The organism is Caballeronia sp. LjRoot34, from assembly GCF_964253815.1.
In the GTDB taxonomy this organism is placed as follows: Bacteria; Pseudomonadota; Gammaproteobacteria; order Burkholderiales; family Burkholderiaceae; genus Caballeronia.
Window position 1 is genome coordinate 87,900 of record NZ_CAXUSB020000002.1, and the last position, 16,121, is coordinate 104,020.

9 protein-coding genes are annotated in these 16,121 nt (G+C 61.9%); 5 read left to right on the forward strand and 4 right to left on the reverse strand.

All coding sequences use genetic code 11. The features are described 5' to 3' along the window. Nucleotides 1-4: 4 nt before the first annotated feature. The gene (locus ACSQ36_RS19870) at nucleotides 5-526 is read left to right on the forward strand and encodes a thioesterase family protein (protein WP_436183283.1); all 522 of its coding nucleotides are present in this window, start codon (nucleotides 5-7) and stop codon (nucleotides 524-526) included. On the opposite strand, the gene ACSQ36_RS19875 is transcribed toward ACSQ36_RS19870, so the two are convergent. Further along, nucleotides 442-2,799 (reverse strand): heavy metal translocating P-type ATPase, encoded by a 2,358-nt coding sequence (locus tag ACSQ36_RS19875; protein ID WP_436183284.1) that lies wholly within the window; start codon nucleotides 2,797-2,799, stop codon nucleotides 442-444. The two genes, ACSQ36_RS19870 and ACSQ36_RS19875, sit on opposite strands and share 85 nt — an antisense overlap. 48 nt (nucleotides 2,800-2,847) lie before the next feature. Further along, nucleotides 2,848-3,501, reverse strand: a complete 654-nt coding sequence (locus ACSQ36_RS19880; protein WP_436183285.1) for an FMN-binding negative transcriptional regulator — start codon at nucleotides 3,499-3,501, stop codon at nucleotides 2,848-2,850. Between the two features lie 272 nt (nucleotides 3,502-3,773). On the opposite strand from ACSQ36_RS19880, the gene ACSQ36_RS19885 reads away from it, so the two are divergent. The 4 genes from ACSQ36_RS19885 to ACSQ36_RS19900 all read left to right on the forward strand — a co-directional run bounded on the left by ACSQ36_RS19885 (nucleotide 3,774) and on the right by ACSQ36_RS19900 (nucleotide 13,893). Further along, entirely contained in the window at nucleotides 3,774-5,273 is a 1,500-nt protein-coding gene (locus ACSQ36_RS19885; protein WP_213769267.1) for a DUF1254 domain-containing protein, read from the forward strand. A gap of 1,639 nt (nucleotides 5,274-6,912) precedes the next feature. Beyond that, on the forward strand, nucleotides 6,913-10,638 hold the full coding sequence (locus tag ACSQ36_RS19890) for a DUF748 domain-containing protein (protein ID WP_436183286.1): 3,726 nt from the start codon (nucleotides 6,913-6,915) through the stop codon (nucleotides 10,636-10,638). 358 nt (nucleotides 10,639-10,996) lie between these two features. After that, nucleotides 10,997-12,073, forward strand: a complete 1,077-nt coding sequence (locus tag ACSQ36_RS19895) for a DedA family protein/thiosulfate sulfurtransferase GlpE (RefSeq protein ID WP_436184897.1) — start codon at nucleotides 10,997-10,999, stop codon at nucleotides 12,071-12,073. A 101-nt stretch (nucleotides 12,074-12,174) separates the two neighbouring features. Continuing rightward, the gene (locus tag ACSQ36_RS19900; RefSeq protein ID WP_436184898.1) at nucleotides 12,175-13,893 is read left to right on the forward strand and encodes an FAD-dependent oxidoreductase; all 1,719 of its coding nucleotides are present in this window, start codon (nucleotides 12,175-12,177) and stop codon (nucleotides 13,891-13,893) included. On the opposite strand, the gene ACSQ36_RS19905 is transcribed toward ACSQ36_RS19900, so the two are convergent. Then, nucleotides 13,871-15,328: a heavy metal sensor histidine kinase gene (locus tag ACSQ36_RS19905; protein WP_436183287.1), complete on the reverse strand. Its 1,458-nt coding sequence runs from the start codon at nucleotides 15,326-15,328 to the stop codon at nucleotides 13,871-13,873. The two genes, ACSQ36_RS19900 and ACSQ36_RS19905, sit on opposite strands and share 23 nt — an antisense overlap. Beyond that, nucleotides 15,325-16,005: a heavy metal response regulator transcription factor gene (locus ACSQ36_RS19910; RefSeq protein WP_436183288.1), complete on the reverse strand. Its 681-nt coding sequence runs from the start codon at nucleotides 16,003-16,005 to the stop codon at nucleotides 15,325-15,327. The genes ACSQ36_RS19905 and ACSQ36_RS19910 overlap by 4 nt, the downstream gene beginning before the upstream one ends. Nucleotides 16,006-16,121: the final 116 nt, after the last annotated feature.

Consider the following 16,121-nt stretch of genomic DNA (forward strand, 5'->3'; position numbering starts at 1 on the left):
ACGAGTGACGCACAATCGAACAATCCATCGCGACACGGTGAGGCCCGAATGGGTCGACTACAACGGCCATCTCCGTGACGCGTTCTACATGCTGATCTTCAGCCTCTCGACCGATGCGTTCATGGACCGCATCGGCCTGGACGATGCCGGCCGCACGTCGCGAGGCCGCTCGCTGTTCACTCTCGAGGCGCATATCAACTATCTGCACGAGATCAAGGAAGGTGCGGCGGTTCGCGTGGAGGCATCGGTGCTTGCATTCGATGCCAAGCGTGTCCACTTGTACATGGAGATGTTCGCGGACGAGGGAACGGAGCCCATCGCGGCGAGCGAACAGATGCTGCTTCACGTCGATACAATCAACGGCGCGAAGTCCGCAGCCTTCGATGCAGATATCGCCGGCCGTATCGAAGCAATGTTTCGCGACGCGCCGAAAGAAGCGCGTTATGCCGGCCGCGTGATCGGCTTGCCGTCGGGACCGCGGGCGGCGGTGGCGGCATTGGCATCGGCTGTGACCAAGCCGGCCTGAGCACGCCACGTCCGCAACAGCAACGCGTTCGTCACTACGCTCACGCTTGAGAACGCCATGGCTGCGCCCGCGAGCATTGGATTGAGCAGTCCGAACGCGGCAAGTGGAATGCCGATCAGGTTGTACACAAACGCCCAGAACAGGTTCTGCTGGATCTTGCGATACGTGCGCCGCGCGATATCGATGGCATCGGCCACCAGTGCGGGATCGCCTCGCATCAGCGTGATGCCGGCGGCTTGCATGGCGACGTCGGTGCCGGTCGCCATCGCGATGCCGATATCGGCGGCGGCGAGCGCGGGCGCGTCGTTGATGCCGTCGCCGGCCATCGCTACCGCGCCTTGTGCCGATGCCTTCAGTTCCGCGATCACGCGGGCTTTGTCGGCGGGGAGCATGTGCGCGTGAACCGCATCGGGTGCAATGCCGAGTGACTTCGCCACGCTGGCCGCGCTGCCGGCGTTATCGCCGGTGAGCAGGACGCTTTTGATGCCCATCGCGCTCAGCCGTTCGATAGCTGCGCGTGCGCCGGGTTTCAGCGAGTCGCCGAACGCGAGCAGGGCGAGCACGCGCGTTTGCAGCGTGACGCTTGAACGACCCTCTCCGCCGAGTTCCACCAGCCATGACACCGTATTCCCAAGCCGTTCCAGTTCCGCCGCCCGCGCAGCCAACCGTTGCGGCGCGACCAATTGCAACTCGTCAAGCCAACGATCACTGGCTATCGCCAGATGACGTTCGCCGACCCGCGCCTCGACGCCGCGTCCCGCCACCGCTTTCGCATCGCTCGCGGCAATGGCCGGAATGCGCTCATCGTCGGCGGCAGCAACAACCGCGCGCGCCAGCGGGTGATCGCTGAGGCGCTGAACGGCCGCTGCCAGCCCCAATGCTTCTGCGCGGTCCACGCCTTCGTCCGCCTCCAACACCGTCATGGAAGGTTTGCCGACAGTCAGCGTGCCGGTTTTATCGAAGGCAACAATTCTGATCCGATGCGCCATTTCCAGCGCCTGCGGGTCTTTAATCAATACGCCGTGCCGGGCCGCGACACCCGTTCCGGCCATGATAGCGGCGGGCGTCGCCAACCCGAGCGCGCACGGACAGGCGATCACGAGCACCGCGACCGCGTTCAGCACGGCCGTTTCCACGCCCGCGCCCACCAACAGCCAGCCAACCACCGTCACGATCGCGATCACAAGAATTGCCGGCACGAATATCGCCGATACCCGGTCCACCAGCCGCTGAATAGGCGCCTTCTCGGCCTGCGCCGATTCAACCAGCCGGATGATCCGCGCGAGCGTCGTCTCGGAGCCAGTCGCGGTCGTTTCGACAGCGATTACCCCTTCGCCGTTGATCGAACCCGCGGTCACGCGTGCGCCGGTTTCCTTCGCCACGGGCAGGCTTTCGCCGGTAATCAGCGATTCATCCACGTGCGTGCGGCCTTCGCGAATCAGGCCGTCGACCGGCAAGCGCTCACCCGGCCGCACGATCGCCACGTCGCCGTTGCGCACATCCGCCAGCGCGATGTCGCGTTCGTTCCCGGTCGCCGCATCGCGAATCCGCGCGCGTTCGGGGCGCAGCGCGTCGAGTGCGCGAATGGCGTCGGTGGTTTGCCGCTTGGCACGCGCTTCGAGCCATTTGCCGAAGCGCACGAGGGTGATCACCACCGCTGCCGCCTCGAAATAGAGGTGGGCAGACTCGCCGGCATGCGCGAACAGTTCGTACACGCTCAAGCCCCAGGCAGCCGAGGTTCCGAGCGCCACGAGCAGATCCATGTTGCCTTCGCCCGAGCGCGCTGCCTTGAAGCCGCCGACATAAAAGCGCGCGCCCAGCACGAATTGCACGACGCTGGCGAGCGTCAGCGAGACCCAGACGCCAAGATGCAGATCCAGGCCGAGCATGGGCAGCACCAGCGGCAAGGTCAGCAGCGCGGACACGATCACCGCCACGAGTTCACCGGTGTGCGCGGGCGCGGCGACAGGCGCGGCTTCCGGTTCGATAAACGTCGCTTCGTAGCCGGCCTTGGTCACGGCGGCAACGAGTTGCTCACGCGAAACTGACGTATCGGCGTGGACGGTTGCTTTTTCGGTCGCCAGATTGACCGACACCTGTTCCACGCCCGGCACCTTCGCCAGCGCCTTTTCCACCCGCCGTACGCACGACGCGCACGTCATCCCGCCGATAGCAATTTCAGCGGTAGCTGGCACGGCGGCGGCTGCGGCAGGATCGGTGGTCGGAATAGACGGTGCAGACATGACAAGGCTTCCTGGTTCAGTGTGAGCCATTAAATTCAGCTCGATGTAACCAGTATCGACATTCCAATGATTGGAAGGTCAAGGCGTATTTTCAATAGGAGGAGGCGCGTTGAACATGGCGTCGGCGAGCGCTGTCGCGGCGTCTGTTTCGCGCTGGCGCACGCCGTTGATCGCACCGATCCGGTCGGCCGCCGCCTTGTTCTGGCTCAGCTTCGCCTTGCCGACGAGCCGGGTGACCTCGATTTCGATTCCGACAATGGCTTGCAGCATGGTCTGGATGAAATCCGGCGGCGCGTCGCCCATTTTCCACGGTGCTGCTTCGCCGGCTTCCATTTTCCGGGTGAGGCGCGCGACCACGCCGCGCACGAAAGTCTCGTCGTCGCGGATCGTGAGCCGGCCATGCGCGTGCACGACCAGATAGTTATAAGTTGGCACCTGCCGATGTGTTTCCTGCTTGCTCGGATAAAAAGTCGGCGATATATAACCAGACGCTCCCTGGAAAATAATCAGCGCGTCAGAACCGCTTTCAATCTCCTGACAAATAGGATTTGCGCGTGCCACGTGTGCGCGCAAAATGCCGTGTTCACCCTGGTTTGCGTCGAACTCGAATGGCACGTGATTCGCATCAAGACCATTTGCGCCATGTGTGACAAGGGCGGCAAGCGGATTGTCAGCCATCAGCCGATGTAAAACCTCGGGGCGTTTTTCTTCGAAATAGGGGGGCAGGTACATCGGCGGCTCGTCGGCGAATTAGAAAGAACTGGCTAAAAAAACCGAAAAAAATCATGTTACGCGATGCAGGTGCCGGTCGAAACTTTTCTGAAACCCGGCGAAGGCGTTCAAGGGGCGTTACGCGCTCCTTGCCTATCGTCATTGGATAAGATAAAAACCGTTTTCAAGATAGATTAAGCGCCGCGACGCGGATTTGCAGAAGACCGGGAGGCGAGGACCGGTCCGCGCACTCGACGAACGAAGTGAAAGCCTTAAATAGATCCTTAAATCGAATGAAAAATAATCGACGCTGGGCAATTTCGTTGTACACGGCGCTATGGGTGGCCGCTGGTTTGAGCAGTTTGGCAGTATTGGGCGGGTGCGCGACGCAGGCGCCTGTTGTGACCAGCGGGGACGGCTGGCGCAAGGATCAGGTGGCAGACGCTTATGTGTTTGGATATCCGCTGGTGGTGTCGGATATTGCACGGGAGAAAGCCACGGGCGGCGATGCGTCGCAGCCCGGCCAGACGCCCGTGAATACGTTGCGGCATGCCACGGCGCTGCCGCCGGTCGGCGCGTCGGGGCGGCCGAGCGTGGATACGCTTGAATCAACCGCATGGCTGGATGTCTCCAGTGGACCCGTGCTGGTTTCGCTTCCCAATACACCGAATATGCCGCGCGGCCGTTATTACGACGCTCGCGCCTTCGATGCCTGGACCAACGTGATCTATTCCAGCATCCCTCGCGGGCCGGATCGGGCCGTGCCGGTGAAAAAGCTGAGTGGGAAGGCGGCGCGGGCGGCCAGACTGGCTGCGGAGCAAGCCAATGTGCTTGCGTTTGTGCCCGTGGGTTATACGGGAACGCTTCCTGACGGCGTGACGCGGGTTGAAACGCCGACCCGTTACGTGTGGCTTTCTCTTCGTGTGCGCGTGAATGGCCAGCGCGACGTGCGTGAGGCGCGCAAGTTGCAGACGGCGATGAGCATTGAAGCGCCTTCCGCCGATAAAACCAGCGCCGCGACAGCCGGCAGTGCTTGGCCGAACGTGACGGCCAGCACGCCGACGGTGGTGACGGGCGCAGGTGGCGACAAAGCTGATTCGCTCGATGCCACCGCGTTTTTCACGCGTCTGGCGAAGGCGATGCAGGACAATCCACCGGCGCCGAATGATCCGCATGCCGTTAGTTTGCTGGGTGATCTTGGCGTGAAGGCGGGCGAGCCGGTGCAGTTCCGTCCTGCGGATGCGGGTTTGCTGGCGACGGGTCTAGCCGATGGCCGTACGCGGGTGGACACGGTGCCGTCGAATGCGATCAGCCGTAACGGCTGGGTTTGGTTCGGCGATGGCGCGGGCAGTTACGACACCGATTACACGTTGCGCGCGTTTCTGGCGCGGCGTCAGCCGGGTACTGGCACGAAGGACGATGAGGTGAAGCCGGTTGCGTTTTCCGACAGCGACGGCCACGCGCTGAACGGTGCTAACGAATATGTATTGCACTTTGCGCCGAACCAGTTGCCGCCGGTGCGCGGGTTCTGGACCTTGACGGCGTATACGAAGGATGGTGCTTTGATCGACGACAAGTCGTTGCGGCTTTCGCTGAATGACCGGGACCGGTTGAAGAAGAACCGTGATGGTTCCGTCGATATTTCCGTTTCGGCTGCGGCGCCTGCGAAGGCGCGTGCGTCGAATTGGTTGCCGGTGCCGGATGGCGATTTTCAGTTGATGTTCCGATTGTATGCGCCGAAGCCCGAAGCAACGAATGGGACGTGGGCGCCACCGGCGATTGAGCGGCAATAATTTTTGGTTTTTCACTCGCACCGGAAAAGGGGGTTGGCGCGGGTGGTCCGGGGTTGGGGTGAGGGTTGGGGTGAGGGTTGGTGTTAGCGGTCGGGGTCTATGCCGGGTTGGTGCTTTCGGCCTTAGTGGTCTGCGAGAGTCGGATTTTCTCTTTATCACTATTAGCCACTGTGCGTGGCGGCACGTCATTTCTTTGTCCAAAGCGACAAAGAAACGAAGCAAAGAAAACGCTTTTAACCACGCTACCCTAAGTGTCCACAGCGTGCAGTTTCTATTCATAGGTGCCCCAAAAGCACGGTGCTCGCCAGAGCGAAGGATGTGTGAACCCCTCCTTCTCCGAACACGGATACCCACACGCTTCGCCACCAGTGACTGAACCTGCCCAAGGGACACCCCGCGCTATCCGCGGACGACCACCACCAAATGTGTACGCGCCTCGAACCTCGTCGCCAACCCGCCAAGAAACGAAGCCGCGAAAATGCGTGAGTCCGTAGTCGGCGAAAATAAGCGCGTGGTCCAGCAGTCAACCCGCCAAGAAATGAAGTACCGAAGTACCAACACGGAAGTACCAATACGCGAGATGCCATTGCTGGCGGAAACGACTGTTCAGACCACGTAGCCAACGCACCAAAAAACGAAACCGGAAAGACGCGTGAGGCCGTGGTGGTTCCTTGGCAACTTGTGCTTGCCCGAGAGCGTACGGGGCGAAGCGTGTTCATGTCAGGATTCGCGAGAAGGAGGGTTTCACACATCCGTCGCTCTGGCGAGCACCGTGCTTTTGGGGCACCTATGAATAGAAACTGCACGCTGTGGACACTTAGGGTAGCGTGTTTTAAAAGCGCTTTCTTTGCTTCGTTTCTTTGTCGCTTTGGACAAAGAAATGACGTGCCGCCACGCAGAGTGGCTAATAGTGATAAAGAGAAAATCTGACTCTCGCAGACCACCACGGCCGAAAGCACCAACCCGGCATTGACGCAGAACCGCTAACCCCAGAACCGACCACCCCAGCACGACCCTGACAGCTAACCCCACCCCTGACAGCTAACCCCACCCCTGACAGCTAACCCCACCCCTGACAGCTAACCCCACCCCTGACAGCTAACCCCACCCCTGACAGCTAACCCCACCCCTGACAGCTAACCCCACCCCTGACAGCTAACCCCACCCCTGACAGCTAACCCCACCCCTGACAGCTAACCCCACCCCTGACAGCTAACCCCACCCCTGACAGCTAACCCCACCCCTGACAGCTAACCCCACCCCTGACAGCTAACCCCACCCCTGACAGCTAACCCCACCCCTGACAGCTAACCCCACCCCTGACAGCTAACCCCACACCTGACAGCTAACCCCACCCCTGACAGCTAACCCCACACCTGACAGCTAACCCCACCCCTGACAGCTAACCCCACCCCTGACAGCTAACCCCCACCCCTGACAGCTAACCCCACCCCTGACAGCTCCACCCCTGACCGCTAACCCCACCCCCTAGCATCAACCCCACCCTCCAAAACCCCGAGTGCGAACGAACAACCCTTGGGGTTCAATTTGCCAGCGCAGCGTCGTATACTCACTCCTCCTGTATCCCAAGGCTGCGCGTGGCTTGTGCCGGCGCGCGCAACCGCGCTACGAGGCACGCATGGCAAGCCTGAACAAGACTTCCCTGACATCCGCCGGGCGTAACCTGATCAAAGGCGCAAACTCGATTGCGCAAGCCCGACGTACCCGGCGCATCGTGATCGGGCTCCTGCTCGCTGTCATCGTAATCGGGCTGCTCGGCTTTTTCGCCGTCCCACCCATCCTTCGACATATCGCGGAACAACAACTCTCCGCGCAACTCGATCGCCCAGCCAGCATCGAACGAATCGCGCTTAATCCCTACACGCTCAGCCTCGAAGCCGATCGCGTCCATATAGGCGAAGCGCCCGCAAACCTGAGCGCAGGCACCAAAAGCGGCGATTTTGTCGATATAGAACGCCTGATCGTGCGCCCTTCATGGTCGTCGCTATTCCGCCTCGCACCGATCATCAACGAACTCAAGATCGATTCCCCACGCTTTCACATAGTGCGATTTGACGCGCAACGTTTCAATTTCTCCGATCTCATCGAAAAATTCTCGAAACCATCGGCTAATCCGTCCACTCAACCGGCGCGATTCTCCGTATCGAATATTCGCGTGGAAAATGGCCGCATCGATTTCGACGACCGCCTGCTTAAAACGCACCACATAATCGATCGCTGGTCGATCGGGATTCCATTCATCGCCAATCTCAAATCCACCACCGAGTTGTTCGTGACGCCGTCGCTGCAGGCGCGCATCGATGGTTCGCCGCTATCCATCACCGGGCGCACAAAGCCATTTGCCGAGTCGCGCGAGTCGGAGATCGCCCTGCAACTCGATGGCCTCGACCTGCCGCAAATGCTGTCGTACGCACCGGTCGCGCTGCCGGTCGCGGTCAAGAGCGGACGCTTGTCGACGAACCTCGATGTGAGCTTCGCGCTCAGCGCCGACACCCCCGTGGTTCGCATCAAAGGCACGGCGGATCTCGCGGATCTGGCCGTGACGGACAAGCAGGACACGCCGTTGTTCGCCGCGCAAACGTTGCATGTGAATGCGGGAAACCTGGAACCGTTGCGCAATGTGTATCAACTGGATGAAGTGCGGTTGACGCAGCCGGACGTGAAACTTTCCCGCGATAAAACCGGCGCCTTCAACTTCCAAAAATTGAGCGCATCGACACCCGCTTCTCAGCCGGCCGCCCAGCCCGCTTCCACGCCCGCCAGCGATGCCAAACCCGCCGACACCGCGGCGCAACCGCTCGACCTCGCGATCAAGCATCTGGCGATCGATCAGGGCCATATCGTCTTCGATGACCGCCTGATGGCGCAACCCGCCACGCTCGGACTGTCGGACCTGAACGTGACGCTCGACGATTTCTCCACGCTCGGCAAACCCCCGGCGCGCTATACGCTGAAGACGGCCTTCGATCACGGCGGCGGGCTCGACGCATCAGGTAGTTTTACGCTGCCGGGCAAGAACGCCGATGCGAAACTGGCGCTGAGCGACTTGCCGCTGGCGCCGTTGCAACCCTATGTGGCGAACGCGGTGGCGGCCCGTATCACCGACGGTTCGCTCGGCGCAAATTTGCCGCTGCAAGTGGACTGGTCGAAGCCCGAACCGTCCATTCAGGTCGGCGCCGGCGATGTCACGCTCAAGTCGCTGAAGCTCGTGCCGCAGTTGAACACCGCAGCGAATGCCGCGCCGGTCACGCTGGCGTCAGCGCAAGCGAAGATCCAGAAGATCGACGTCGCGGCGCGCACGGCAGCGTTGGACAGCGTCGTGCTGAACGGCCTTTCCATCGATGCAAAACGCCTGAAGGACGGCAGTATCGATCTCGCCGCGCTCGCCGGTCCGCACGAAACAGCGCCGGAAGCCAGCGCGACGCACAAGGTCGAAAAGGCGAATGAGGCGGGTCCGGCGTGGCGTTATCAAATCGCTCAGGTGTCGCTCAACGACAGCACCGCCGACTTCACCGACGAATCCACGCCGCGCCCGGTGAAACTCCACATCGCGCCGTTGCAGTTGGGCGTCAAACAGGTCACTGACGACCTGACGAAACCGCTCGCCATCGACGGCAAGCTGACGATGAACGGCAAAGGCGCGCTGGCCGTGGCCGGCACGCTGACCGCGAAACCGCTGAGCCTCGCGCTGCATGTTGACGCCAACCAACTCGACGCATCGGCATTCGAGCCGTATTTCGGCGGCAACCTGAACGCGACGGTCTCGAGCGCGCTGCTGAGCGCAAACGGCGACGCGTCGTTCTCAGGCGCGGGGCGCGCGCTGAAGGCTGGTTACAAGGGCGATGTGTCCTTGTCGAATGTGCGGCTGATCGACCGGGCGAATTCGGACCAACTGGCCGGCTGGAAGCTGCTTGGCCTGACAAAACTGAATGCCCGCTACGACGAACGAGGCGCCGACGTCGAGGCCGCGCGGGTCACATTCGCGAACTTCTACGGCCGCGTGCTGCTCGACGCGCAAGGTAAGCTCAACCTCAGTGATATCGTCGCGCAGGACAAGGGCGCGGCCACCACGGTCGCCGCCACGACGCCAGCCTCCGCACTGGCAGCCGCACCAGTTGCAACGCCCGCCGCGCCGAAAACCGCGTCGTCATCGGCGAATCTGCGCTTTGGCCAGCTCGTGCTGCAAAACGGCCGCGTGACCTATACCGATAACTTCATCAAGCCGAATTTCACCGCGAACCTGGTTTCGATCACCGGCACTATCGGCGCATTCGGTACGCACTCGACCACGCCCGCGCCGGTCGATGTCGCCGCGAAGCTGTCCGCGAACGGACCGGTATCGATCAAAGGGGTCGTGAATCCGCTGATCGCGAAACCGTCGCTGGATCTGACCGCGAGCGCGCACGATGTCGAATTACCGAATATCTCGCCGTATTCGGCAAAATATGCAGGTTATCCGATCACGAAGGGCAAGCTCAACGTCGATCTGCACTACACGCTCGCCGACGAAAAGCTCACCGCGAACAATCATCTTTTCATCGATCAACTCACGTTCGGCGATCACGTCGACAACACGACCGCGACCAAACTGCCGGTGCGGCTCGCGGTGTCGCTGCTGAAAAATTCGAAAGGCGAGATAGACGTCGACATCCCCGTTTCCGGCTCGCTGTCGGACCCGCAATTCTCGATCGGCGCGTTGGTGTGGACGGCAATCCTTCACCTTGTCGAGCGCGCGGTGACCGCGCCGTTCTCGTTGCTGGCGAATGCGTTCGGCGGCAAGAACCCCGAGGAACTCGGTTACGTGGAATTCGATCCGGGTTCGGCCACGCTCAGCGACGCGGCGAATGAAAAACTCGACACCATCGCGAAAGCGCTGGCGGACAAACCGTCGATCACGCTGGAGATATCGGCGCGGGTAGACCCGGCGCTGGACGAACCCGGGTTGCGCGCGGCCTATGTTGACCGGCAGGTGCGGCTGGCGAAGATGAAGGACGCGAGCGAGGACAATCCGAACATCAATCCGTCGACCATCCCCATTTCCGCCGATGAATACAGCAAATTCCTCACGAAAGCGTATAAAAGTGCGGACTTCAAGAAACCGCGCAACCTGATCGGCATGACGAAGAGCGTGCCCGACGCGGACATGAAAGCCGCGCTCGCGGAGCACGCGCCGGTGGACGAGGGCGCGCTCGGCGCGCTTGCGCAGCGGCGCGCGTCGGTGGTGAAGCAATATTTCGAAGGCAAGATCGACAGCAAGCGGATCTTCATCGTCGCCCCGCACCTCAACGCGGATGGCATCAAGGACAAGGGTGCGCCCACGCGGGTAGACTTCGGGCTGAAGTGACCACGAAGCGACAAAGCGAAAACAAGCGGCTTCTGGCACGCGTTTTAGACGGTGCGCGCAGAAGAACCGGGTCCTGGGAAAGGCCACGACCATCGGCATTCTCGCCAATCCGCGCTACACTCATTTCATGAATGCGGCGGCGCATGACAGGAACGCGGAGCGGCCAAGAACAGCCGGGCGTTGCGCGGAGCGGCTCGCAGCCCGGCGTAGCTTCCAACTGCGTTCCCGGACTCATTGCGCTTCATCGCAAGGCCGTCAAACGAGCCGTATAAAGTAAGCGCTTCGCGCGAAGCGCCCACGGCGTTCAGGCTTTCCACACCCGAATCCAGCGCTGCACAACCTGCAGGAGAATCCCATGCTGTTGCATGATCTGGCTGACCGGTATGGTCCGGCAATCGTCTTTTTCAACGTCATGGGCGCGGCGCTCGGCCTGCCCGTTCCCGCCATGCCTACATTGATCGTGGTCGGTGCGTCGGTGGCCATGATGGGCTTCAACGGCCAGGCCTTGTGGCCCCATCTCGCGCTGATGCTCGGCATTGCCGTGGTCGGCGGCGTTCTGGGCGATCTCGTCTGGTTCCAGGGCGGCCGGCGCTACGGCGACCGCACGCTCAAGACCATCTGCAAGCTGTCCTTGTCGCGCGATACCTGCGTGAAAAAAACTGAACGTTTTTTTGGCCGCTGGGGCGTGCGCGTGCTGCTTGTCGCGAAATTCATTCCGGGTTTGTCGCTGGTTTCGGTGCCGCTCGCCGGTGCAATGGGCGTGCGCACGCGCTCGTTCATCGCGCATGACGGTGTGGGCGTGGCGTTATGGGCCGCGGTAGGACTCGCGGTGGGCGTGATCTTCGCGGCCGAGCTCGACATGGTGTTCGCCATGATCGCGCGGCTCGGAAGGCAAGCGCTGCTGGTCGTGGCGGTCGCACTGGCCTGTTACGTGGCCTACCGCTACTGGCGCCGGAAGATGCTGATGAAGACGCTGGAAACGGCACGCATCACCGTCGATGAACTGTATGCGCTGATGGAGAACCAACCGCTGCCCGCCATCTTCGATATCCGTTCCGCCGAGAAACGCGTGCTCGATCCCTTCGTGATTCCAGGCTCCGTTTTCGCCGATGAACGCGAATTGCAGAAGATCGTGGAAAGTTACCAGCCGGATCAGAAGATCATCATTTACTGCTCGTGTCCGAACGAGGTATCGGCGGCGTGGATGGCCAAGGCACTCCGCACTGCCGGTTTCAAGGACGTCGTGCCGCTGACCGGCGGACTCGACGCCTGGCGTCTCGCCGGTCTCGACCTCAAGCCGCTCACCGACTTCGGCGGCGCGCGCGAGGACCTGGGCGAGATGGCCGCCATGTGCCCGTGGCCCGCGAAAGCGCCGTCCGCCGACAAAGGCGCGTTGCATGACGCCGTCTACCTGCATGGAGATCGCCACGCATGAGTACTACGCCCGAAGGGATCAACGAAGCGCCTGACCACGGCCACGGTCACGCGGAATGGCGTGACGGTGAGCAGCCTGTGTCGGAAGATCTCAACGCGATCATGAACGACACGATCAGCATGGCGCCGACGGAAGCCGCGGCCGACGCCCCGTTCTCGCCGCTCCAAAGCCGCAAGCACCAGATGTACCCGTATCTCACGGTCGAGGAAATCGACCGCATGCGGCGCTTCGGCAACGTGCAGTACTGGCGCGCGGGCGAACTCATGTTCGAAGTCGGCGTGCCCGGCCCGGGCATGTTCGTGCTGTTGAACGGCCGGGTGCGGATTACGCGGCGCGACGGACTGGGCCACGTGCATCTGGTGACCGAGGCGGAGCCCGGGCAATACCTGGCGGAAGTCGCCCAGTTGTCAGGCAAGCCCGCGTTGGTCGATGGTCACGCGATAGAAGACGTCGAAGCCATCCTGATCGTGCCCGAGCGGCTGCGCGCGCTGCTGGTGGCGGAAGCGGAACTCGGCGAACGGATCATGCGCTCGCTGATCCTGCGTCGCGTCGGGTTGATCGAAAAGGGCAGCGGGCCGATTCTCGTAGGCCAGTCGGACGATGGACGGCTGGTATCGCTGCAAGGCTTTTTGAGCCGCAACGGTTATCCGCATACCGTGATCGACGCGTGCACCGATCCCGAGGCCATTGCGTTGCTCGAACGGATCTCGACATCGAAGGCGGATTTCCCGCTTGTCATTTGTCCCGACGGCACGGTGATGCGCGCGCCCGATGAAAACCAGCTCGCGTCGCAACTCGGCTGGCTGCCGGAATTCGATCCGGCGCATATCTACGATGTCGCGGTCGTCGGCGCCGGGCCGGCCGGATTGGCGACGGCCGTGTATGCGGCGTCCGAGGGGTTGTCGGTGGCGGTATTCGATTGCCGCGCGCCCGGCGGCCAGGCCGGCGCAAGTTCACGGATCGAAAACTATCTCGGCTTTCCGACCGGCATTTCCGGTCAGGCATTGGCCGGGCGCGCGTTCGTGCAGGCGCAGAAGTTCGGTGCGCACATCGCCATTCCGACCGAGATCAAGTCGCTTCACTGTGACTGCATGCCGATCCAGATCGAGCTGATGAACGGGCAGCGCGTGAGCTCGCATACGATCGTGATCGCGACGGGCGCGGCTTATCGGCGGCCAGATATTGTCGGGCTCGAAAAATTCGAAGGGCATGGCACGTATTACTGGGCATCGCCGGTCGAAGGGAAGCTCTGCAAGGGCTCGGAAGTCGTGCTGGTGGGCGGTGGCAATTCGGCCGGACAAGCGGTGGTGTATCTCGCCTCGCACGCGGCGCGGGTGCATCTGCTGATCCGCGGACCGGGGCTGGAGTTGAGCATGTCGAAGTATCTGATCGACCGGATCGCGGCATTGCCGAACGTGACGGTGCATACACGCACACAGATCGAGTCGCTGGAAGGCGATGGCCGGACGCTCGCCGCCGTGCATTGCAAGACGCCTGACGGTTCGCTCACGCTCGACGCACGGCATCTGTTCCTGTTCACCGGCGCCAACCCGAACACGGCGTGGCTGCGCGGCTGCAATGTCAACACCGACGGCAAGGGTTTCGTGCTGACAGGACCTGCTGCCCATGCCGGCCACGCTGACGGCTCGACCTCGCTGGAAACCAGCGTGCCGGGCGTGTTTGCCATTGGCGATGTGCGCTCGGCGTCGACCAAACGAGTGGCGGCGGCGGTGGGCGAGGGCGCGGCGGTCGTATCGCAGATTCACGGCCTGCTGGCCGAACGTCAGGAACTGGCGCTCAAGGCTGGCGCGGTGGCGTAGGTGCGGCTAAATGTGCCGGGGCTGGATGCGGCGGGTCGGCGAACCGGAGCGTGAATTCGATCCAGCCGTCCGCCGAACAACTCACCGACGCCGACCCGCCGTGCAGCCGCATGATCGCCTGCACAATGGAAAGCCCCAAGCCGCTCGATTCCGTGAACTCGCTGCGGGCTGTATCGCCGCGATAAAAACGGTCGAACAGGCGCGCGAGGTCGTCGGGCGCGACGGGCATGCCCTGATTGCCGATCACGATAACTGCGCCGTGCTGCGTGTCTTCCCTGCCGGTCAGCCGGATCGTGGTGCCGGCTTCGGCATAGCGCACCGCGTTGACTACCACGTTGCTGATTGCGCGGCGGGACATGATCGCGTTGGCAAACATCTCACCTTCGGCATGCACTTCGAAGCTGAGATTGCGTTCGTCGGCGAGTCCTTCGAAGTACGTCGCGATGGTTTCCAGTTGCTCGCGAATGTTCAGCGGCGTGCGCTCTATGTCCTGCCGCTCGTGATCCGCCTGTGCGAGAAACAGGATGTTCTGCGCAATGCGTCCAAGCCGCTCCAGCTCCTCCAGATTCGACTCCAGCACGCTCTTGTATTCGCTCTCGTTGCGCGTATGCGCGAGCGTAACCTGCGTCTGTCCGATCAGTACGCCGATAGGCGTGCGTACCTCATGCGCCAGATCCGCGGAGAACTGCAGCAGCCGTTCATAACCGGTCGCCAGGCGGTCGAGCATGGCGTTGAACGACATCGCGAGGCTTTGCAGTTCGGTCGGCGTGTTCTTGATATCGAGTCTCGCGGACAAGGTGTCGGGCGTGATTCCGGCGACCCTGTCGGCCATTTTTCGCAGTGGCGCAAGACCACGGCTTGATACCCACCAGGCGAGCAGCGCGGTGATCAGCACCGCGCTGACCACGTTGATCCAGACCCGCACGAGATATGTCGAGAGAACCCGCGCTTCCTGGGTCATCACGTGCGCCGCGATGATCTCGATGACTTCGCCGCTGTCGCCTACCTGGGCTTGCGCTGCAACCCAGCGCATGCGCACACCGTCCCGGCGCGTTCCTTCATAGAGCGCGTCGAGATTGACGGCGCGCTGCACGGGCACCGGGACGAGCGGTGGCAACGGCATGTTTTCAGGGTTCACGTTGATGAACGGCGCGAGGCCGGGGCGCTGGAAAATAATCACGTCCTGACTGTCGCCGAGCATGGTTTCGAACAGCTTGGGCCGCGCTTCGATTTCCTTGATGGTGTAGAGATCGTGCAGCAGCGAGCGAAAGTGTTCGACCCGTCCGATCAACTGGTAATCGGCGCGCGTGGACAGCGTGGCGCTAGTTGCGTGATACAGCGACCCTCCGACCATGCTGACCACCACGCACACGATCAGCGCGAACAGGCAGGTGATGCGCACGACCAGCGAACGCGAACGCCATAGCGGACTCAATGCGAATCCCCGGATGCACCGAACGAATAACCGATGCTGCGCACCGTGTGGATCAGCTTGATATCGAAGGGTTGATCGAGCTTCGCGCGCAGGCGTTTGATGGCGACATCGACTACGTTGGTATCGCTGTCGAAATTCATGTCCCACACTTCCGATGCAATCAAGGTCCGCGACAACGCTTCGCCCTGCCGCTTGCAGAAGAGGTGGAGCAACGCGAATTCCTTGTTCGTCAACGCGATGTCCATGCCTTGGCGCGTCACGCGTCGGCGCAGGACATCGACGTGAAGATCCGCGACCTGGAATACATCCGACTCACGTACTACGCCGCGCCGCAGCAACGTACGGATGCGCAGCACGAGTTCGGTGAACGAGAAGGGTTTGACAAGGTAATCGTCCGCGCCCAGTTCGAGGCCGTGAATACGGTCCCGGACATGATCGCGCGCGGTCAGGAAGATGACTGGCAGGTCGCGCTTCGCGCGCAACGCCTGCATGATCTGCCATCCGTCCAGGCCGGGCAGCATCACATCCAGCACGATCAGCTCGTACGGATGGGCCAGCGCCTGATGCAAGCCATCAGCGCCATTGCGGATCAGGTCGACCTGATACCCGGACTCGGTGAGCCCCTTCTTCAGATAGTCGCCGGTCTTACGGTCGTCTTCTATAACCAGGATGGTCATGCTGCGGGCGCTTCGCTTTGCGTGAGGGTTTGCGTGAGAAACAAGGCCCATTCTATCCACCTGCCACGACGCGCGGAAAAGATGACAAAAAAGTCATTAACGCGTCATGCGCAGAT